The following is a 21,304-nucleotide window of genomic DNA, read 5'->3' as shown; positions in this document are numbered from 1 at the left end:
GCCGCACGCTGCTACGGCATCGTGTACCTGGTCGAGTTGAAGGTGTCGAAGTACGCCTGACCGGCCGAACTCGTACTCAGGCCGGCCGAGACCCCGAGCCAGGCCGTCTCGATCCGCAATGTGCTGGTGTTCCCGGTCTGCAGTGAACGGCTCACTCCGTCGACCAGCAGCCGCAGCGAACCGGCCGAACCACCCGTCGCCGGACCGGACGTCCAGTCGACCTGCAGCGTGTGGTTCCCCGGCGTGAGCGTCACCCATGCGCCGGTGAGTGCCCCGGCCCCGCTACGGTCGAGAACCGTCCGCACCTGCGCCGAACCCGAGGCGTAGCGGTACTCGAGCGAGAACACCTGGCCGTTCGCAGCCGTCCTGGTCTGCAGCAGGCTCAACGCCGTGTTCGCGTTCGTACCGGAGGTCAACGTGTTCCGGTTGAAGACGAACCTCGCGTGGTACGAGGTCTCCGCCGCCGGAGTGTTGTCCGTCAGGTAGCCAGCCCCCGGCAAGGTCACCTGCAGGCCTCGCAGGCTGCCCGGCTCCAGCGCACCAGGCCTCGCCGCTGTCGTCGTGTTGGCCACGCCGCCGGTGGTTCCGCTCCAGAACCCGAAACCGCCCGACTCGAAGTCGTCGGAGAAGATCCGGTTCGGACGCTGCACCGAGACGGTCGTGTTCACCGCCTTGCTCCAGTTGCCGGCCAGGTCCTGCACCCGAAGGTTGAACACCTGGTTCCCCGGCGGCACGGAGGTCAGCGGAACCGTCACCTGGACCTTGCCGGCCACCACACTGACCGGCACCGAGATGCCCTTGCCGACGCCCGGATCGGTCGTGCCCAGCCAGTACTCCGCCTTCGCGATCAGCGAGGCGTCGGTCACCGGTGCGGTCAACGTGAGGTTCTCCGCGCCGTTGGTCGGGTTCGGTGCGGCCGTCAAGGCACCCAGCACTGGAGCGGTCTTGTCGACCACCAGGTTCACCGCGAACAGCGGACCCCAGTTGCCGGCCGCGTCCTGGCCGCGGACGTAGACATGATGGGTGCCATCGGCAAGGGCCTTGACCTGGGTGAGTGGGATCAGGCCGTAGAACGCCTCGCCGGTCGAATCGAGCTTCCCGTCCACCGGCAGCAACTGCAGGCCGGTCCCGCCGGACGGGTTCGGAACGGTCGGGTCGAGGAATGCCTCGGCGTCCACGAGCAGACTCTGCAACGCGCCGCCCGCATCCTTGTCGGTGATCTCGGCCGAGACCAGCAGGTTGCCCGGATGGCTCTTGTCGGCCAGGACCCCGTTGCTCGGGTTCGGCCCGACCGCGGCGGCATCGACCGCCGGACCGGTGACGTCGATCGGCAGCGCGATGTCCAGGACCGGACCCCACAGACCCAGCGAGTCCTTGCTGTGAACGAGCACGTGATGCGTGCCCTCGGTCAGGCCCTGCAGCAGGGCCGGCGCCAGATCGGCGTCCTCCGAGACCACAGTCGCGGTCCGGTTCAGAGTCATCGGTGTCCCGGTGCCGTCCGTCCCCGCAGTGTCGACGAAGTACTCAGCCGCGGTGATCAGACCACCCGCGTCGGAGTCGTCGCCGGTCGCGGACACGCTGACGGCCACGGCACCGTTGGCCGGTACGTCGGCGATCGACCCGTTGATCGTCTGCGGGCCCGTCTTCGGCAGGTTCAGGATCGCCGAACCGACGACACCCCAGTTGCCTGCCGCATCGAGCGCCCGGACGAACACGGTATGGCGCCCGGCGTCCAATGCACCGAGGACCGCGGTGCTGATCGTCCCGGTCGCTCCAGTGATGCTGACACCAGTGCCCGGCAGGCTCATCGGCGTACCGAACCCGGGCCCGACCGTGACCGCGTCGTCGATGACGAACTCGGCCTGGGACACCACCGAACCACCGGTCGTCGCGTCACTCAGGTCGGCCGTCACCGTCACCGGGGCCTGGCCAGTTGCCGGGTTCGGAGCCAGCCGGACGTGGGTCGCGACCGGTCCGACGCCGTCGGTGCTCGGCGGCGGTGCGTTCGTGTCGAGGAAGGTCAGCATGCCACCGAACGCGAACTGCGCCGGATCGGCGGTGTGCTGACCGTTGTTGTCGAGGTGCCGCGCGGGCTCGTAGAGCGCCAGTTTCGCTTCCGGCCCGGTAGGCATCGTCACCAGCGTGTCCAGCGTCTGCCCCGGATCCACGCTCTCCGCCGCGACCGTGGCTGCATAGTGCAGCGGATGCCCGCCCTGGGCCACCTCGGTCTGCAGACCGCCGAGCACGGTCATCGGATGCGTGACCGAGCCGGCGTTGACGTAGCGCAGCAGGACCTTGTGTCCCTGATCGGTCGCGATCGGATCGGTGGCCGGGAACGGCTTGCCGTTGATCAGCCGGTACTTCGGCGCGAACGACCGCAGGTCGAACCCGGCCGGGTTCGCGTTGAACGCCGGATCGACCTCGCTCAGCACGACGACCGCATCGTCATCGTACGTCGTGGCCGGATAGCCGGCCGGTTGCGCGCCGTACGCCGTACCGTCGGACGGGAGGACGACGAAGGCGCCGGCCAACCCCATCGCGACCTGCCGGGCGCCTGCCGGGGTGTGGCCCGCCTCGTAGAGGAACGTCCCGGCCCGGGACGCGGTGAAGGTATAGGTGCGGGTCCCCGATGCGATGCCGGTGGTGTCCTCACCGCCGGCCGGCATCGGTTGTCCCGGGAACGCCAGCGCGACGGTCTGACCGGCGACCTGGTTGTGCAAGGTGACGGTCACTGCGTCGCCCTGGTGGACCACCAGCACGGGTCCGGGTGCGGTCGCCGTACCGGCCGCTCCGGTCGAGGAGAAGCCCCAGATCGGTACGGCGGTGCCGAGCAGCGTCGTCGTACCGGACATCGCGTACAGGTCACATGCGGCCGTGCCGGTGCCGAAGGTGCAGCCCCGAGGGGTCAGCTTGCCGACGGCAACCGATGCGCGGGCGGGTGCGGCCGGGACGGCCTGCGCCGCGGTGGCTTGTACGGGTGCGAGCAATGCGGCGGCCAGTGCCGTGGTCGCGATGCCCACGATGGTGACCCGAAGTCTGTTCGTCATCGTCGGTGTCCTCACTGGCTCACACAGCCGGCGGGCGGATCGATGCGGAAGACCGTCATCATGCCGCCGAAGGCTGCCCCGTAGTTGGTCGCCTGCTCGAGCGCGTGGCTGTGCGCGATGTGGTAGTACTCGCCGCACTCGTTGTTCTGCGTCAGGTTCGACGGCACCGCGTTCTTCGTGCCGAGATAACCGCTCTCCGAGAACCACGTGTCCGATCCGACCAGCAGTTGATCGGTGATCGCCGGGAGCTGGGTCGGGATCGGGTTGGTCGTCGCGTTCCAGTGCTCGACGTCACGCCAGTCCATCAGCACGTCGAGGGTCTGCCCCGGTCCCACGTCGAGGTCGTACTTCAGGTACGACAGATCCTCGCCGGACCCGCCCTGCAGCGCATGGCCGTCCCGGTTGATCACCCGCTCGTCGCTACCATGCGGATGGAACGGGTAGTTCACACTGCCGGCGTTGAGGTAGTGGATGGTCGCCGGAAGCGGATTGGTCACCGCGTCGTATGGCTTGATGTGCACCAGAGCGCCGTACGGCTGACCAGGCAGCCAAGGCGCGTTGTTGGGCGCCAGGGTGTCCGGCATGCTGCGGCCGTTGATCATGAAGTACCGCGACTTGGACGCGTTGACGTCGACGGGCTGGTTACGCTCGACCGCGAGGTGGACATCGGGGTCGACCTCGGACAGCAGGTACACGTACTCCTTGCCGTTCGCGAACGCCGAGTCGGCACGGTCGTTCACCTGGTTCGGATGACCGGCCGGCCGGACGACGAGAGCGCCGTACAGTCCCATCTGGAGCTGTTTGTCGACGTCTGTCCCGGTCTCGTAGAGGTAGCTGCCAGGGCTACCCGCCGTGAAGGTGTAGGTGACAGAGCCGTCCGTCGCGGCGGCGGTCTGGACGAGTGAAGTCAGTGACCCGCCGGAGTCGAACTGCGGCTGTGCCGGGTTGCCGTTCGCCTTCACGCCCTGTTGGCCGGGGAAGACGATCGAAGTTGCTTCCGGCAACGAGTTGTGCAGGATCACGGTGACCTGCCGGCCGGACTCCACACACAGTGTCGGGCCGGGCAGCTGGAAGCCGCGCTTGCTGTTGCTGTAGCTCCACATGTAGATCGAGTTGCCGTCGGGTGTGGAAATGTAGCCGTCGCGCGCGGTCAGCGAGAACGTCTGGTTCGGATCGGTGTCGCAGAGCACCCCTTCGGACATCTCCGCGGCCGCCGAGGCCTGGGTGCGAACCAGGACCGGCGTCGCCACCAACAGCGCGGCGGCCGTCAGCGCCAGTGCGCGCTGGATCGTGAGTCGTTTCATCGGATCATCGCCCCCGTCACGCGTTCGCCGCGGTCTGCGCGGGATAGGTACCGGGCGCGCCGACGACGATCTTCGTCATCATGCCGCCGTACCCGGCACCGCCGCCGTTGTCCAGGTAGGAGTACTTGCGGTCGTACAGCAGGTACTCCCCAGGTCCGGGCGCCACGAAGATGGCGTCGCGGCTCTCCCCCGGTCCGACCTCGACCGCGTTCGAGGTCAGGTAGTTCGTCGTCCCGTCGCGGCCCTTCAGCAACGCGGCGTCCTTGGCGACGACAGTCAGGTCGATGTTGTCGACCGTCATCACGTGGTTCTGGTAACCGAGGTTCGACATCCGCAGCAGAACCCGATCGCCGGCGTTGCAGCGGATCAGCGACGAGATCGGCTGGTACTGCAACCGGCCGGCCGCAGTGCTCAGCGGATCGCCGTTCGGAGCGGTCGTGTCGGGATACGCGCGGCCGTTGAGCAGCCAGAAGCTCGGGTCGTAGTCGGTCCAGTCGTTCACCTGGATGTGCGCGTCCCGGTAGTGCGCCGCCGACCACAGCTCGGTGATCATGAACGCGAACTCCCGGTCGTACGCCGTCGACCCGTCGCCGTCGTTGTACGCGTACCGCTCGCCCGGGTGCAACGGCGTACGGTTCTGGGCCGGGCGGACGAACACCATGCCGGTCATGCCCATCTGGACGTGCTCGACGTCCTCGAAGTGACAGTGGTACATGTACGTGCCCGCGTCGTGCGGACGGTAGAAGTAGGTCAGGTCCCGGCCGATCGGCACCGCGAGCGACAGCTCCGGCACGCCGTCGAACAGCGGGATCGCGTTGACGAATCCGTGCCAGTGCAGGGTGTGCCCGTCGAACAGGTCCGGCCGTTGCGCCAGCCCGAGGTTGGTCAGCGTCAGGTAGATGTCGTCCTCTTCGTCGAACGCCATCATCGGCGCGCTGATCTGCGCCTTGCCACGCTGTGCGGCGACCAGGTTGGAGGTCATGCCGGTCACGTCGCGGAAGCCGAACACGTACGTGTTGAACGGACTCGGCGCGAGCGGGTCGGGGAAGAACGGCGGGTCCGGCGGAGCGTCGCCGGGCATGCCCACCCAGCCGTCGGTCCCGGCCAGGTGAACCTGTTTCACCGGATGGGTGGCGGCCGCCGAGGACTTCGCGACGGCCGCAGTCCGGCCGGGCGCCGCCATCACTGTGCTGGTGGTGAGAAGCCGGCCACCGAGCGCAGCGCCCGCTGCCACCGCGGTACCGGTAAGGAAAGAACGCCGCGTGGGTCCACGCGACACGGAGTTTTCGGTCACTGGTGTCTCCCGTTGCTGGTGCAGTTACTGGTCCAGGTGCTGGACGGGGGGCGGAGAAGGTGTGGCCCGCCGGAGGGGTACGGCGGGCCACACGGCTCACGGCGTCATCTGGTCCGAACCGGCGTCGTAGCGCCGCACGAATCCGGTCACGGTCGGCCGGGGCTGGCCGTCGATGTCCGGACTCGGCGCGGCCACGGTGTAGCTGAACGCGGTCGTTCCGGTCCCCCAACGGACGATCGTGTTCGCCGCGCCCAGACCCCGCGCGGACGACGCCGGCGCAGTCGTCGCCAGGTGGTAGTCACCTGCCAGCTCCGGAGGCAGCAACTGAGCGACGATGGCCGCTTCCCGGAAGGCCGGGTAGGACCGGACGGCCAGGATGTTCACCGACACCTCGTACGGCGACACGAACCGCGGATCCACCGACGAGTTGGTCGGATCCGGCGCCGTCCCGGTGGTGTCCTGCAGCACCGAGTGGGTCGGTGTCAGCAGGGCGTCCGGTACGTCGGCCACGCCCATGTCCCAGTTGTTCACGGAGTTCGCCGTACCGTCGGGCAACTGCCCGCCGATGCCGTAGACGTAACCGCCTGAGAACGAACCGGCCCGGTTGTCCCAGAACACGTTGTTCAACAGTGTCGGCTTGCTGTACGTCGTCGCCGCCAGTGTTGCCGATCCGGAGAACAGCGACGCTGTACGCAACCGGGCCTGCAGCGGGTCGCTGTTCGCCGCGCTCGACAGCCCGGCCGGGGCCGGTTGGCCGTTGCTCGTCACCGCTGAAGCCGTGGTCAGGTTCTTCGTGATCGTGTTGTTCACGATGTTGACGAACACCGCGTCGTCCAGGGCCAGGCCGCCGCCCTCGTGCGCGGAGACGTTGTCGGCGATCGTGTTGTTCGTGATCGTGACCGTCTGCGGATCGGACCGGGAGATGTGCGATCCGCTGACCTGCAGCAACCGGATCCCGCCGCCGTCGTCGTTGGCCAGGTTCGCCGCGATGACGTTGCTGTCGATCGTGACCGGTCCGGTACCCGGAGACAGCGCCGTCGGTGTCGCCGGTAGTTCACCCGCGACCATGACTCCGCCGCCTTCGTCGTACGAGGCGTTGAACCAGATCCGGTTGCCGGTGACCCGGCCGCCGGTGCTGCCGCCCGGATTGGCCATGTACCCGAAGGCGGTCATCGCCCCGCCGTACTCGGCGGAGAAGTTGCCGCAGAGTGCGTTGTTCTCGACCCGGTAGCCATCGCTGCCGGTGAACAATCCGATGCCGCCGGCAAGGTTCGTGCCGCCGTTGTCGCGGATCTGGTTGCGTGCGATCACCGGGTCGTAGTTGCGGTTGTCACCGACGTACGGCGTACCGATCCGGATCCCACCGCCGTACGAGCCGCCGTTGCCGTGGATCACGTCGTCGGTGACCTGGAGGCCGCGGACGTTGGCGTGAACATAGATGCCGCCGCCCTGCGTGACGAGTGCGCCGGCTGCGCCGTACGGCGTGCTGATCGCGCCGGTCAGCACGTTCACGTTGCCGGGGATATCGGCTTGCGCGCCTCCGGTGATGCTCAACCCGTCGAGCGTGACCGGCCAGCTGCTCGGCACGAAGCCCGAGCGTGCCGGGTCGTCGAGCACGGTGACGACCGCCGAATCCGGCACCGCCGGGTCGCCCGAGTACCGCAGGCTGCTCAGCAGGTTGATCCACGCCGTCCCGTTCGGGTTGTCGAGGTTGAAGCCGGAACCGTCGAGGATCGAGCCGGGTACCCAGGTGCCGGCCGCATCGAAGCCACCCGGGCCGACGCCCTGGATGCGGACCTGGTGGTGGACGATCAGGTTCTCGTTGTAGTCGCCGTGCGGATTCGCGGTGGTCTGCGCGTTCGGCCAGACCACCACCAGCCAGTACGGCCGCAGCCGCGTCGGCGTTGCCGCCTCGAGCGCTGCCTGGACCGTCTTGTACTGCTTGGTCGGCCCGACCTCGGCGATCAGCGGGTTGGCCGCGGACATGCCCGCCAGGAGCGGGACGCTCAGACCCAGAACCTGCAGGGTGAGGCCGTTCACGCTCTTCCTGCCGTTGTGGCCGGTGATCTCGAGAACCGCGGGACCCGTTGCGAAGCCCACCGGCACGGTGAGGGTGATCTTCGTGTCGCTCCAGCTCGTCACGGACATCGCCGTGCCGTTGAGGGTCACCCGGTCCGGACCACCGGCAGCGCCGAATCCGAAGCCGGTCACGGTGACCGTCCGGTTCGTGTCACTGCGGCGCACGTACGGCCGGTCGACGGCCAGCAGTTGCGGCACCGACGTCCCGAGATCGCACATCGTCGGATTGACCGTCGTGGTATCCGGCGCAAGGACGGTCGCAGCGACCTGGGTCGGTGCCGTGTCCGTCACGGTATAGAGCCCCGGCCAGGCCTGGAAGTTCGTCGCGATCGTTCTGAACCGCGAGTTGTAGTCCGGATTCAGCGCGCCGGGTTGCCCCGGGTCGTTGCCGACGAACCTGTACATGTTCGGGCACGGGCCGGCCGGCAGCGGACAGTTGTAGGTGCTGGTGGACGGCTCGAGCGCCTCGTAGAGCCCGTTGAAGTCGGTGTGCACGGTGTCGACCAGGCGTCCGGACCAGTCGTAGAGGCCGACCGGGACGAACGGCAGGCCCTGCGCCTCGCCGTAATTGACGCTGCGCTTGTCCAGCGTCAGCCCGAGATCGTTCAGCGTCAGGCCCCAGAAGTGCGTCGGGATCGGGACGTCGGTGAACAGGTTGAAGTTGGGTGCGGTTGCCTGGTTCGCCCGCAGACCGATCAGCTTGTCGGCGCAGGACGGGCGCTCGTAGCCCTGGAACGGGCTGCCGCCGCCGGCGTTGAAAGCCTGGTCGGTCACGTTCACGGTGTGCAGCGGCCCGGCGCACGGCGAGACGATGCCGGCCTGCTGTGACGGCGGCTGAGCGGGTGGCGTCGGCGTCGCGTCCGGCGGTCCGGCCGGGTCGTTGGCCGCTGCCGGGGTCGCCGGTGGATAGTTCTCCTGCGGCAGGTAGGTATCCCCGTCGAAGACGTTGACATCTTCTTCGCGGGTCACCTTGTACATCGGCTTGCCGTCGACCGGGTCGTTCGGGATGTCCACCGACACGATGTAGTCACGTGCCGGAAGATCCTGTTGCTGTCCGGCGGGCAGCGGTGCGTACAGCGCCAGCCCGTCGGGGTTGTGCACCGTGTCCGTCGGCGGGTAGAGGTTGATGTTCGAGGTGGCGAAGCCGTAGTTGCCGTTCACTGTCTGGCTGCCGCCGGCGCTGTCGCTCGCGCCGACCGCGACACCCATCATCGGGGCCTCGACGCACAGCCTGTTCTCGGCCGTCCCGAACGCCGGCAGCGCTTGCTGATCGGTGAGCGGCTGGCCGTTGTAGGTACGCGCCGTACAGCCGCGGGGTGGTGCCCACTCCTCGGACGTGTAGGCCTCCTGGACCTCGGGGCCCTTCACGAACGCGCCGTACTTCGGGTTGTCCACCATCCCGCCGTTGCCGTCCGGAACCTGCTTCGGCTCGGTCTGGTAACCCTGCCGGCACAGCTCTGCCGGTGTCGTGTCCGTGCAGGCCTTCGGCAGGTAGAGGTGGACCGGAATCCCCGGGATACCGGGCTGGTAAGGCTCGGTGGCCGCCATCGCCGGGTCGAGCTCGTTGCGGGTCGTGTCGTAGGTGACGGTGCCGACGATGCCGCCGTTCGTTCCGGGGTCGTACGGCTGGACACCCCAGTCGATCCGCCCGCGCAATCCGATGATCGGCAGGAAGTTGATGTCGACCAGGCTGCCGAGCTGCGTCGTCGGCTTGGTCTCGTTGGCTGCCTGGTAGGTGATTCCGGTGGTCTTGTACCGGGTGTTGAACCCCTCCAGGACCAGCCACTTGCCGAGCGGGTACGTCTCCTTGATGTCGTAGTTGCCGGCCGAGTCCGTCACCGTCGTGTTCGTGGACTGATCCATCAGCGAGTTGTCCCGCTCACGGACGGTCAGCGCGAAGCTGGGTACGGCGCGCTCGCCGGTGTCCCGCTTGCCATTGCCGTTGGCATCGATGAAGACACTGCCGTTGATGTGGGTGAACCAGCCGACGAGCATCTTGTTGCCGACATCGGCCACATCGCCGTTGTGGACCTCGACGTTGAAGCTCCACAGGATGTAGTCCTGGTCGTCGTCCCAGAGGGTGAGCTGGTACGTGCCGTCCGGCACACCGGTGATGTCGAAGCTGCCGTCCGCCGCGCCACGGCCGACGTACACCGCCGCGTCGCCGGCGTCCAGGTCGGACAGGGCGACCCACGGGTACGGGATCGGGCCGTCGGACTTCGCGCCCGCGAAGCCGGTCTCCGGCACGACCTGCCCGTTCTGTCCGCCGATGTACGGCAGGCCGGCGATCACGACGCCCTTGACCTCACCGGTCGGCGCCGTACCTGCAGGCGGGGTCAGCGCCTTGGTCCGGACGAATCCGAACTGCACGGCCGATACGAGTTCGGCGCCGCGGATCTGCTCGGTGTCGTACCCGGTCTCGCCCTCCTGCTGCCAGATGTCGTGGTCGTGGCCGCCCTCGAGGGTGGTCGTCTGCACCCATTGCCCGGTCTGCCCCGCGGGTGGTGACACCGTGGCTGCGTACCGGTTCGGGCCCAGGTTCGGGATCACGATCGCACCGGTCGCGTCGCTCACACACTGTCCCGTCGAACGGGCGGTGTCGACGATCGGCCGGTTGTTGTCGTCGAACAACATCGGGCCGGTCCCATTGGCGTTCGCGTGCTTGTAGACGGTGCACAGCGCGTTGCCGTAGTAGTCGGTGCTGACCAGGCCAAGTACGTCGGTGAGGGACGCTGTGAAGCCTGCGAGACCCTGCTCAGCGTCGGCCTCGTAGGTACCGTCGACCGGGATGTTGTCGTTGAAGACCTGCAACCGCAACGTCGTCAGCGGCAGCGGGGTCGGGTTCATCCGGACAACCGCGTGTGTGGTCGCACCGGAGCCGATGGTGAAGTGCTGCCCGTCGATCTTGAAGCCGTCGGCGGTCACCGAGATCAGGTACTTGCCGGCCGGCAGGTTGCCGAGCGCCGTACTGTCGTTCAGGTCCGCCTCCGTGCCCTGCGCAACGATCGGCGCAAAGCCGGACGTCGGCCGGGTCGACGGCCACGGACACGTGTCGGCGTAGTCCGGGTTGGAGGAACCGCCCTGGGCCGTCGCCGGCAGGCAGCGGTCGATCAACTGGTTCGTACGAGTCCCCGGATCACCGGTGTCGTCGACGTTGATCAACCACTTGTAATGCGCTACCGGATCGTTCTCGTGCACGAATCCGGGACCCGAGTTGACCGATCGCGCGCTGGCAACGTGCAGCGTCAGGCTCCCCGGTCCCGCAGCCATCGCCGGCGCCGCGTTCCGCCCCACTTGCCCCGCTGACATCAACGCCGCGATCAGACCGAGCGCGACCACCACCCGCAGCCATCGCCGCGGCATGGATCTCCACTGCTGTGTCACGATCCCTCCCCCACTCGCGCGCCGATTGGGCGCCACGCCATCAGCGCAACAGTGGAGCAGGGACACCAGCGCCGGTTCCGGATGACAGACTTCTCATCTGCTTCTCATCCACGCACCCGTCCGACGACGGCCGCGCACCATCCGGCTGTCATATGCCTCTCAACGGAAACGCCGGCGACGACGGACGACCAGCGCCACGATCACAGCCGTGAGCAAGGTTGCGAGTAGCAGGCCGCTGACGAGACCCAGCCGCTGCTCGAGAGCGCGGTACGACGCTCCCGCCAGGTAGCCTCCGCCGGCGACCAGCACAGCCCAGACCACACCGCGGCCGGGCCTGCCGTGTTCCAGCTCAGTGAGACCTCGGTCGACCTGCACGTGCCGGTGTCGGACACTCGCAACGTTCCGCCCGTCTTGCCGTAGCAAGCATGGATGACCCCGCCGCTGTCAGGGATCGCCGCGTACGCCAGCCCTGCGCCACCGAGCACGATGGCCGCAGTGGCTGCCACTACCAGGCTTGCCTTGCGCATGTTGTCTCCCCACCCTCGGTCCCTGATCGGATCTCGTCGGCAGCGGCGCAGCCACGGCGGAGAGAATCTCGGCGGGAACGGTGGGTGCACGCAGCCGCAACGCCGCGAGCACACCGGCCGCGAACCTTGTGAGATCCCGGTCCGCCGGTCCGAGGCGATAGGACGCACCACCGACCGCCCGCGCCCAGCTGGACAGCAGCGTGGACTTCCCGTACCCGGTGGCGGCTACAAGCGTCGTCAACCGATGGGTGAGCGCCCCGTCCAGGCGCCGGTCCGAGGCCTGCCGAGGGTGCGTCCACCCCTGATCCACGACCACTGGAGTCCTCCCCCCAGCCGGGAACTGCCTCCGCTGCCCGCCCACACTCCGCGCTTCCAGAGACAACTGGGGACCTCGGACCGCCAGAATCTTGCCTACCGCAAGCACCGGTACGTCGAGCTCTCGTCACCGGCACCACACCCGGCGTACGGCGCGAACGTCGATGAGCCGGTCGATCAACCTGGTCATGTCCGCGGTATCGGTCCCGAGTACGTCGGCCAACGCGCGCGGACTCCGCACCGCCTGGCGGCTCGAAACTACGCCGCACCCAGCCGTTGCCGACGGCGCCCTGTTCACCTCGACGTATCTGCTCCGGATGCGCGACAACGAGCCCGTCGGCTGAGCGTCGTTCAGCCGAGTCCCTGGTTTCCGAAGCCGGCGTCGCGGGCTCGGGCTACGGCTTCGGCGCGGCCGGCGACGTGGAGTTTGGTGAAGATGTTCGAGACGTGGTTGCGGACGGTCTTGTCGCTGACCACCAGCTGGCGCGCGATCGCGGCGTTCGTCAGGCCGCGGGCAACCAGGTCAAGGACCTCACGCTCGCGGTCGGTCAGCTCGGGGAACGGCGCGATCTCCGGCCCCGGCCGCCCGGCGGCGAAGTACGCCAGCACACGACCGGCGATCGCCGCCGAGAACACCGCCTCGCCGTGTGCCACCCCGTCCAGCGCTCGCCCGATCTCGGCCCGGTCGGCTCCCTTCAGCAGATAGCCACGTGCGCCGGCCCGGACCGCGGCGAAGACCGACTCGTCGTTCTCCAGCATCGTCAGTACGAGTACGGCGATGTCCGGATGCGCCAGCGTCACCCGCCGGGTCGCCTCCACACCGTTCAGCACCGGCATGTGCAGATCCATCACCACGACGTCCGGTACCAGTTCGTCCACGAGCCGAACCGCCTCCTCACCGTCCGCCGCCTCGCCGACCACGTGCTTGCCCGGCATGGTCGAGATCGCGGTGACCAGGCCCTCGCGATACAGCGGGTGGTCGTCGACCACCAGCACTCGCACCGTCATGGCGCCCCCTTCGGCAGCAGCGCGGTCACCGTCGTACCGGAGGGGCCGGATTCGATCCGCAGCTGACCACCGAGTTCCTCGGCCCGCTCGCGCATCGACGCCGTACCGACCCCCGCGCGCGGTCGATCGGGCAGCCCGCGACCGTCGTCGACGACTTCGACCCGCACGCACTCGTCAGCGTCGCACACCCGGACGGCAACGGTCCCCGCGCCGGCATGCCGGACCGCGTTGCCGGTGGCCTCACCGGCGATGTGGTACGCCGCGACCTCAACAGCGGCAGGCAGTCCGGGGATCTCGTCCGCGCTCACCCTCACCTTCGTCGTACCTGTGGACAACCGGTCCCCCAACTCGCGGACCGCCGCAGCCAGCCCGAGCTCGTCCAGCATCGGCGGCCGCAACTCGTGCACCAGCGCCCGGACGTCGGCCACCGCCGCGTTGAGCCGCGGTACCAGGCGATCGAGCAACTGCCGGGCGGCTTCCGGGTCGTCCGCCGCCAGGTCGCGCGCGGTCTCGACGTGCAGCGCGAGAGCGGCCAGCGACGGCCCCACGCCGTCGTGGAGGTCGCGGCGGAGCCGTCGCCGTTCTTCCTCCCTGGCGACCACGACCGCCTCGCGCGCACGCTGCGCCTCGCGGGCCAGCAGGACGGTGTGCGCCGCGACGGCGGCCTGCGCGGCGAGCTCGTCGAGAGCGCGCAGCTCGTGCCGCCCGAACTCCGACGACCGCGCGACCATGAGCTCACCGAGCGACTCACCGGCGTACGTCAGCTCGACGGTCGTGCCCGCAGCCGAGCCATCGCCGTACGACGTCACCGAACCGTCCCGCAGCTCGATCGTCGCCCGCGCGGCCCGAAGCGACCGAGCCACCCGCTCGACCACCGACGGCAGGACCCGTTCGGTCAGGTCGTCGGGTGTCGTGGCCGCCGCCAGTCGCCGGCCCAGGCGCGTGAGTACGGCGTAGGGCTCCTCGGCATCGCCGTGCACCAGGCGATTGGCGTGCCGCTGCAGCCAGGAACGCAGCGGCAGTGCGGCCAGCGCGACCACGGTCGTCGCGAGGATCGGCGTACCGGTCGTGGCGCCGAGTCCGTCGCCGACCAGCCAGACGGTGCCGGCGTACAGGGCAATCACAAGCGACGACAGCCCGCCGTACACCAGTGCTCGCGAGATGACGACGTCCACATCCCAGAGGCCGTAGCGCAGCACCGCGATCCCGATCGCGATCGGCAGCGGAAGCATCGCGAGCGCCGCGACCGGGCCGATTGTGGCGGCCGGGAGCAGCCTCGCGATACCGAACAGGGCGAGCGTGCACGCATACCCGACCAGGACCCATTTGAGCTGCTGTCGCTCGAGATCCGCGGCGGCTCGCCATCTGGTGACCAGTGAGACGAGGCCGATCAGGACGGCGACGCCAAGTAATCCGCCGGTGAGTGCACCGGCCGTCGGGCCGGCGGCGGCCGCGACGGCTATGGGGTTCGTCGCGCCGCGGAGGGCTTCGGGGAAGTCTTGGGAGTCGTACGGGGTGAGCGCCCAGACGAGCGTGATCGCGGCTACTGCGGCGACGTTCACCACGAACGCGGGCCGGGACCGCGGGTAGCCGTCCGGCAGCAGCAACGGGAGCAGTACGGCGATCGCGACGTACCCGGGCGCCCAGAGCCACGCACCCAACCAGGTCGTCCAGTTGCTGCTGGTGAGCGCCCCCAGTTCGCTGCCCAGCAGTGCGAGACCTTGGGTGAGCGCAATCGCTCCCAGCACGAACTGGATCCGGCGGGCAGATCGTAGGAGCAGGGCCGCGAGCCCGTACGCGAGCGCGGCCGCGAGCTCCATCAACCAGAACGACGGACCCAGCGCGCGGCCCGCGGCGGCATTGACCGCGTGGACGCCAGCGCCGAACAGCCCGGCGAGAACCGCGAGTATCCCGGCAACTACCCCCATGAAGGAATCATCGCCGCCGAGGCGTCCCGCCGTCACGGGACAAGAAGTCCCGAGCCGGAACGTGATCCCCACCCCTGCCGGCCGGGACGCCCCGGCCAGGACGGTGGAGCGCATCAACTTCTACCGAGGAGACACCATGACAACCACACCCAGCACCACTGCTATCACCACCCACCGCACCACTGTCCGCCGGCGGCCCGCGGCGGTCGTCGCGTCGGTCCTGGTCGCCCTGATCGCGGCGGTCGGCGGCTACGGCGCGATCTACTTCACCGGCCTGGAGGGCTGGAACGGCATCGCGGTGAGCTTCGTCGTCGCGTACGAGTTCCTCAGCCTCATCGGCCTGGTGGCAGCCGTCGCCCACCTCCGAGGCCACCGCCTCGGACGCCCAGCCGTCATCCTCTACGCCACCTGGATGATCTACTTCACCCTCTACAAACTGATCGCCTTCCAGGAGCTCCAGGCCATCCCCTTCGGCGTCCTCGCGGCGATCGCTCTCGTCTGCGCGAGCCGCCCGGCAACCCCCTGACCCTCGTCCGGGGATGGGTCTGTGCCTACCCTCGTCGGGGGAGCCTGCTCCTCCTTCGCTTCGACAACAAAAGCCCCGGGCCTGCTGGCCTGGGGCTCGCTTACAAGCAGGGGTGAGTTAGCACAGGGCTCGCGCGCTCTTCTCCCCCGCCCGGTTTGCGGCACCAGGCGGGCGACCCGGCTCAGACCACGAACTGCCCCCTCCGCGACCAATGCGCAGTGATGGCGCAAATAACGCCTACGGGATTCGATCTGGCGGCTCGAGATCGAGGTCAAGGCGTGTGGTTAAGGTGCGTGCTCCTCCTCGGACACTCATCACAGAGTCGGCCTACGAGCTGACCCCAACGTCGGGCTTCTGCTCGACGTTGTTCTGTTTTGAGGGGCAATCTCGGCGGCGAGCAGACCATCTAGCTCCGCTGGCTCAGCCTCGTGGGTGCGGGTGGGTGCTAACCGATCGCTAATCCGTGTTCGGTCAGCGTCTTCATGAGCGAGCCTGTCTCGTGGGCCTGGACCAGGGTGGTTGCCAGGTCCCTCAGTTTCACGTTGTTGTTCTGTGAGCCGCGCTTGAGGACCTCGAAGGCGACCTGTCTGTTCAAACCGTACCTGTGCATGAGCAGGCCTTGGGCCTGACCTATGACGGCCCGAGTTTCCAACGCCACCAACAGTTGATCGATCAGTGATCGGCTGTCGTGGAAGAGTTGGACGTTGTCGAACGCGGCTCCGGCATGCAGTGCGAACAACAGCGCGACGTCGTAGCTCGCGTCGGCGAAGGCATCTGGTTGCGTCGACAGTAGGACGAAACCAGCGCCTTCGCCGCGGGTCCGAACCGGCAGCAGCAGGCAGCTGCGGTGGCCGGTCGCGACCATGGCCGCGGTGAAGTTCGGCCAACGCTCATCGGTGTCGGTGATTCTGTGCGGCTCACCATGGACGAGTACGTCCCGCATCGGGCCGTCGAGCCGGGTCAGCTCGCGGTCGAACTCCGTCGGTCGCACGTCGGCAGCCGGCGACTCGGCCAGCGACTCGGGCAGCGACTCGGGCAGCGACTCGGCCGACGACTGGGTCGGCGTTGCGCAAGCCGGGTGGCGGGTGGCCAGCTCGAACGACTTGTCGTCGCCGACCACCATCACTGCCTCGTCACAGTCGGGCACCGTCGCGACGAGTCGCCGGACGAACCTGCCCAGCGTCGTCTCGACGTCGTCCCCCTCGACGAGTCGACTGATCTCAGCCAGCTCTTCCGCCAACGCCATGATGTCCGTAGTCACTACAGCATCATGCATCGTTAGCCCGGATCTGAGTCCACGTACTCCGCCGGCAGCTGACACGATCTGCTGCCGCGCACGTGCTCAGTCCACGTGTTACGCAGAGGGCTGCCGTGGGCACAGAAAGGCACCCGACCACGATCGGTCCAGCCCGGATATCGCGGAGCCTTCGGGCAGGTGGGGCCTGGGGTCCGGAACCGATGCCCCACCAGGTCGCGCGCGTTCAGAAACCAGCGCGCGCGACCGCTCTGGATGGATCTGCCTTCACCGGGCGGCGCGTCACCGGCATCTCGTCGTACCCGTTCTCACCGACGTGCAGTCGGTATGCGCCGTTAATCACACCGGGGTACGAAGCCATCGGGTGGGCGGAATGCTCGTTGGGCGGTGGACGACGTTGCCGCAGTGATCTGGGTCGGACGGTCAATCGACCCAGCCGGCGCCAGCGGGAGAGATCTGCTCGGCGGGAATCTCCGCGGTGACTTCCTGCCCGCAGTCGTCGTCGTACTGGACGCGTCCGATCCAGCCGGTGGGTTCGTGGGAGCTGCCGATCAGCCATCCGCGCCGCGAGCGACCGTCCACCCGGACGGTGACATGACTGGGCAGGGGCAATCTGGCTACCAGGGCGGGATCCATAGTGGGACTGGGCTGCTGCGTTACCGCGGCGCGAGGATCGATCATGGCGGCGCCTTTCCACCTTTCCAGTACCCTGCCGGAAACCGCGCCAGACCAGGCCAGCGCTCGAAAGCCGTTGCCCTGAAGGTGATCACCGGCGACCACCCCAGTACTGCGAAGTCCATCGCGGCCGAGCTCGACATCGTCAGCGGCAGGCGCGTCCTGCCAGCCTCCGAGCTGGCGACGGGGAGTACGTGTTGGGGGTCGGGTCGACGACGTCACCGACGACGAGGTCACCGTCCGCCTCAACGGCGCCACAGTGCTCGCCGGCACCAGCCCGTTGCAGAAGGCACGTACTCGGCCTTGCTCGTCATCTCTTCGTCCGAGGGCAGCTGAGCGGGGTCGACGTCAGGAACCGGCATCCAGTGCAGGCTCATGAACGCACGGCGTGCGGAGTTCGCGCAGCCGTGGAGATTGCCCCGGGTGACCTGGCCGCGAGCGAAATCGACGCCGTTCCGGTACCGCCATCATGAATCTGGCGAATGACTCGCTTCGTTTGGCGGCGGCCTGCCGCGGCGTTCACACTGCGAAGAGTTGGCCGTACGCTTTCGGTCGCGCATTCGTGCCCGCGGCGTGCAGTAGTCCCCACAGTAGCGCCGAGTTGGCGGTCACGATCGGTTTGCGCAGTTGCTCCTCGAGTGCGGTGATCACGCCGACGGCGCGGAAGCCGTTCCCGCCGAGGAAGACCGCCTCCGCGTCCGGGGGCGTGTGGGTCGCCACCCACGCGAACAGCTCCGCCGGGTTGATGCTGCGCTGGTTGCTCGGCAGCTCACACGATCCGTGGGTGACGACATCCAGTTCTTGCGATTCGAAGTACTCGGCCCCTAATTCGTCGAGCTGTGCATCGAACCACGGCGGAGAGAACACGGCCAGCCTGTGCACTCCGAGAGCGTTGAACCCGCCGATGGCCGCCGAGCAGGCCGACACTACCGGGATGCCGCCCGTGAGCTTCGCCAGCCGCTCCTCGACCTCGCGCTCGCCGTCCGGTCTGAGGACGTACGACGAACTCGTGAAGCCGATGCCGATCGCGGCGATCGGTGCCGCGGCGAGCAAGGCCGTCGCCTCGTCGATCGCCGGCGGTTCGACGAACGCACGGACCGGAGCGAGCGGGATCGTCGGATCCATCTGTCCGCCCATGGCCATCGCCCCGAACGGCACCCGCGCCGCGTGCACCCGGACACCTTCCGGTGCCATCGCCTGAAGCTCCGACTCGGGTCCGACGTCCGCGTGCGGCACCAAGACCCCGACCCGGGCTCGAACGTCCCAACCGTCCGACTCCCACATCATCAGCTCCCCCTATCCCCTGGAACTGAGTGTGCGCCGGGATTCGTCGCGTCGGTACCCTCAGCCGGCGACCGAGCAGGAGTAGCCCGACGCCGAACAGCGCAAGCGCCGAGGAGCATCACCGGTCCTGCCCGCACCGCGACCGCCGCGTCACCGTCAGGCGAGCGGTGGTCGCCACGTCGCATCGGCCTTCTTCCACCGGCTCACTGCGCGGAGCGTCGGCCGTCTCCCCGCGGCGGGGCACGCCGGTGGTCTCCCCGCGGCGGGGCACGCCGGTGGTCTCCCCGCGGCGGGGCACGCCGGTGGTCTCCCCGCGGCGGGGCACGCCGGCCGTCTCCCCGCGGCGGGGCACGCCGGCCGTCTCCCCGCGGCGGGGCACGCCGGCCGTCTCCCCGCGGCCGGACGCGTCGGCCGTCTCCCCGCGGCCGGACGCGTCGGCCGTAACCGCGCGGCGAGGTGCGTCAGCCGTCTCCCCGCGGCGGGGCACGTCGGTGGTCTCCCCGCGGCGGGACGCGTCGGCCGTAACCGCGCGGCCGGACGCGTCAGCCGTCTCCCCGCGGCGAGGCGCGTCAGCCGTCTCCCCGCGGCGGGACGCGTCGGCCGATCCGCGGCAGCTCGTGCGGGTGACCGCGTCGCGAGCTGCTGGCGACTGCGGTCTGGCGGTCGGGTATGCAGCGATTGTTGCGGGCTGGCGGGCCGGACCACCCCGTCGCCGCGACGCGACGAGACGCGGCCGGCCTCGGCGCCATGAGACGCGGTCGAGCCGCGGCGCCATGAGACGCGGCGGGGCCGCGGCACCAAGACACGCAGCCGGGTCGCGGCGCCGTGAGGCGCGGTTGAGCACGGCTGCGGTCGCGGCTGCCGTAGCAGCGCCGGCTCGTCGGAGGTCTTGCTCACGTCGTACGACTCCTGCCGCGGCGCCAGAGCCCTCACGGGCCATGCCGGCTCGTGCCGCCAGGGCAGGCATGTGGCTGGGTACTTGTGGGCCGTACGTTTATCGGACTGGGTGAGGAGGGTGCGTGCGCCGATCGATCGTGGCTGGGCTGCTGCTGGTCCTGCTCCTGGCAGGCTGCGGGAATCCGGATCAGAAGCTGTGGGAAAACGCTGCGCAGGTGGCGCGCGAGGCTGCTTCTGAGGTGAACACGACCCGGCTGGTCGTCGAGCAGTTGCGTTCGCATCGGCTCTGGGCACAGCCCGCCGGCCGGATGGTCGCGGACGCTGAGAAGAGCCTGGCCAAGACCGCGAGTTCGTTCGCCTCCCAGCAGCCGGAGACCGACGCGTCGTCCCGGCTCTACGAGCAGGTCACCAGTGCCCTCGACGCCGCGGAGTCGGCGGTCACCGCGGTCCGGATCGCACTGGGTAATGGGGACCTGGCCGCCGCCGAGCGCCAGCTACAGACGCTTCGGCAGACCACCGGCGACCTCAACAAGATCGGGGAGCTGGCGAAGTGAAGAAGGTCCTCGGCGTCACACTCGGCATCCTGACCGCCATCGGCGGCTTCGTCGACATCGGCGACCTGGTCACTAACGCTCTCGTCGGGGCCCGCTTCGGGATGCACATGGCCTGGGTCGTGCTCGTCGGCGTGATCGGAATCTGTCTGTACGCCGAAATGTCAGGCCGGGTTGTGGCGATCTCCGGACGGCCGGTGTTCGACCTGATCCGTGAACGCCTCGGTCCGCGGACCGGCCTGGTCGCCCTGGTCGCGTCGTTCCTGGTCACGCTGCTGACCTTGGTGGCCGAGGTCGGCGGTGTCGCGCTCGCCTTCGAGTTGGCCAGTGGCGTGAACTATCTGCTGTGGATGCCGCTGGCCGCCCTCGCGGTGTGGCTGGTGATCTGGCGGGTGAAGTTCTCCCGGCTCGAGCAGGTGTTCGGGCTGATGGGGTTGTTGCTGATCGTGTTCGGGGTCGCGCTGTTCAAGCTCGGTCCCGATTGGGGCCAGCTGCTGCATCAGGCGACGAGACCGCATCCGATCGGTCACGAGAGCTGGTCGACGTACGCGTACTACGGGATCGCGCTGTTCGGTGCCGCGATGACGCCGTACGAGGTGTTCTTCTTCTCCTCCGGAGGCGTGGAGGAGAAATGGACCCGGCGCGATTTGTTCACGGCCCGGACCAACGTGTTCGTCGGGTTCCCGCTCGGTGGCCTGTTGTCGTTGGCAATCATGGGGTGTGCGGCGGTGCTGTTCCTGCCGGCCGGGATCCAGGTCGGCACACTCGGCCAGGTGACGCTCCCGGTGGCGGTTGCCCTGGGCAAGATCGGGTTGGCGATCGTGCTGATCGGCGTGTTCGCGGCCACGTTCGGGGCGGCGCTGGAGACCGCGTTGTCCTGTGGATACACGATCGCGCAGTACCGCGGCTGGCAGTGGGGCAAGTTCGTCAGGCCGCGGGAGGCGTCGCGCTTCCACGTGGTGATCATCGTGTGCCTGCTGCTCGCAGTGCTGACCCTCCTGACGGGGGTCGATCCGGTCAAAGTGACGGAGTACTCCGTGGTGTTCGCGGCCATGGCATTGCCGCTGACGTACTTGCCGATCCTGATCGTGGCCAACGATCCGGACTACGTCGGCGAGCACACGAACGGCCGGGTCCTCAATGCGTTCGGTCTGGTCTATCTCGCGCTACTGACGATCGCGTCCGCGGCCGCGATCCCACTGATGATCATTACGAAAGCGGGGCAGTAGA

The 21,304-nt window shown here is 68.5% G+C and carries 14 protein-coding genes; 4 read left to right on the top strand and 10 right to left on the bottom strand.

The features are described 5' to 3' along the window. Positions 1–11: 11 nt before the first annotated feature. The 5 genes from FB475_RS29095 to FB475_RS29075 all read right to left on the bottom strand — a co-directional run bounded on the left by FB475_RS29095 (position 12) and on the right by FB475_RS29075 (position 11,635). Complete coding sequence (locus FB475_RS29095) at positions 12–3,047, bottom strand: multicopper oxidase domain-containing protein (RefSeq protein WP_141860338.1); 3,036 nt, start codon at positions 3,045–3,047, stop codon at positions 12–14. Positions 3,048–3,058: 11 nt separating this feature from the next. Continuing rightward, positions 3,059–4,351 (bottom strand): multicopper oxidase domain-containing protein, encoded by a 1,293-nt coding sequence (locus FB475_RS29090; RefSeq protein ID WP_141860336.1) that lies wholly within the window; start codon positions 4,349–4,351, stop codon positions 3,059–3,061. A 16-nt stretch (positions 4,352–4,367) separates the two neighbouring features. Beyond that, positions 4,368–5,585, bottom strand: a complete 1,218-nt coding sequence (locus FB475_RS29085; protein WP_141860334.1) for a multicopper oxidase domain-containing protein — start codon at positions 5,583–5,585, stop codon at positions 4,368–4,370. Between the two features lie 156 nt (positions 5,586–5,741). Next, a complete protein-coding gene (locus tag FB475_RS29080; RefSeq protein WP_141860332.1) occupies positions 5,742–11,108 on the bottom strand; it encodes an IPT/TIG domain-containing protein in 5,367 nt (1,788 codons plus the stop codon). A gap of 200 nt (positions 11,109–11,308) precedes the next feature. Continuing rightward, on the bottom strand, positions 11,309–11,635 hold the full coding sequence (locus FB475_RS29075) for a lysozyme family protein (RefSeq protein ID WP_141860330.1): 327 nt from the start codon (positions 11,633–11,635) through the stop codon (positions 11,309–11,311). Between the two features lie 479 nt (positions 11,636–12,114). Here FB475_RS29075 and FB475_RS29070 point away from each other — a divergent pair, with 479 nt between their 5' ends. Then, complete coding sequence (locus FB475_RS29070) at positions 12,115–12,294, top strand: hypothetical protein (RefSeq protein ID WP_141860328.1); 180 nt, start codon at positions 12,115–12,117, stop codon at positions 12,292–12,294. Positions 12,295–12,301: 7 nt separating this feature from the next. On the opposite strand, the gene FB475_RS29065 is transcribed toward FB475_RS29070, so the two are convergent. Together FB475_RS29065 and FB475_RS29060 are read right to left on the bottom strand one after the other, a co-directional pair. Further along, on the bottom strand, positions 12,302–12,958 hold the full coding sequence (locus FB475_RS29065) for a response regulator (protein WP_185759491.1): 657 nt from the start codon (positions 12,956–12,958) through the stop codon (positions 12,302–12,304). Continuing rightward, positions 12,955–15,000, bottom strand: coding sequence for a sensor histidine kinase (locus tag FB475_RS29060; RefSeq protein ID WP_141860326.1), 2,046 nt, complete (start codon positions 14,998–15,000; stop codon positions 12,955–12,957). The genes FB475_RS29065 and FB475_RS29060 overlap by 4 nt, the downstream gene beginning before the upstream one ends. A gap of 22 nt (positions 15,001–15,022) precedes the next feature. Here FB475_RS29060 and FB475_RS29055 point away from each other — a divergent pair, with 22 nt between their 5' ends. Continuing rightward, on the top strand, positions 15,023–15,412 hold the full coding sequence (locus FB475_RS29055) for a hypothetical protein (protein WP_141860324.1): 390 nt from the start codon (positions 15,023–15,025) through the stop codon (positions 15,410–15,412). A 445-nt stretch (positions 15,413–15,857) separates the two neighbouring features. Here the strand turns inward: FB475_RS29055 and FB475_RS29050 are convergent, their stop codons facing one another. The 3 genes from FB475_RS29050 to FB475_RS29040 form a co-directional block, all read right to left on the bottom strand. Further along, the gene (locus tag FB475_RS29050) at positions 15,858–16,673 is read right to left on the bottom strand and encodes an ANTAR domain-containing protein (protein ID WP_185759489.1); all 816 of its coding nucleotides are present in this window, start codon (positions 16,671–16,673) and stop codon (positions 15,858–15,860) included. A 417-nt stretch (positions 16,674–17,090) separates the two neighbouring features. Then, positions 17,091–17,348: a hypothetical protein gene (locus FB475_RS29045; protein WP_238332503.1), complete on the bottom strand. Its 258-nt coding sequence runs from the start codon at positions 17,346–17,348 to the stop codon at positions 17,091–17,093. Between the two features lie 513 nt (positions 17,349–17,861). Next, positions 17,862–18,536 carry a maleate cis-trans isomerase family protein gene (locus FB475_RS29040; protein ID WP_238332502.1) on the bottom strand — a complete coding sequence of 225 codons (675 nt, stop codon included), beginning with the start codon at positions 18,534–18,536 and terminating at the stop codon, positions 17,862–17,864. 1,109 nt (positions 18,537–19,645) lie between these two features. Here FB475_RS29040 and FB475_RS29035 point away from each other — a divergent pair. Further along, positions 19,646–20,077, top strand: coding sequence for a hypothetical protein (locus FB475_RS29035; protein WP_141860320.1), 432 nt, complete (start codon positions 19,646–19,648; stop codon positions 20,075–20,077). Further along, complete coding sequence (locus tag FB475_RS29030) at positions 20,074–21,303, top strand: NRAMP family divalent metal transporter (protein ID WP_141860318.1); 1,230 nt, start codon at positions 20,074–20,076, stop codon at positions 21,301–21,303. Before FB475_RS29035 ends, FB475_RS29030 begins: the two co-directional genes overlap by 4 nt. The last annotated feature ends 1 nt before the right edge of the window (position 21,304 follow it).

This window comes from Kribbella jejuensis (assembly GCF_006715085.1).
Lineage (GTDB): Bacteria > Actinomycetota > Actinomycetes > Propionibacteriales > Kribbellaceae > Kribbella > Kribbella jejuensis.
The sequence above is the reverse complement of the archived record's forward strand: the minus strand, read 5'-3'. Positions and strand labels throughout refer to the sequence as shown.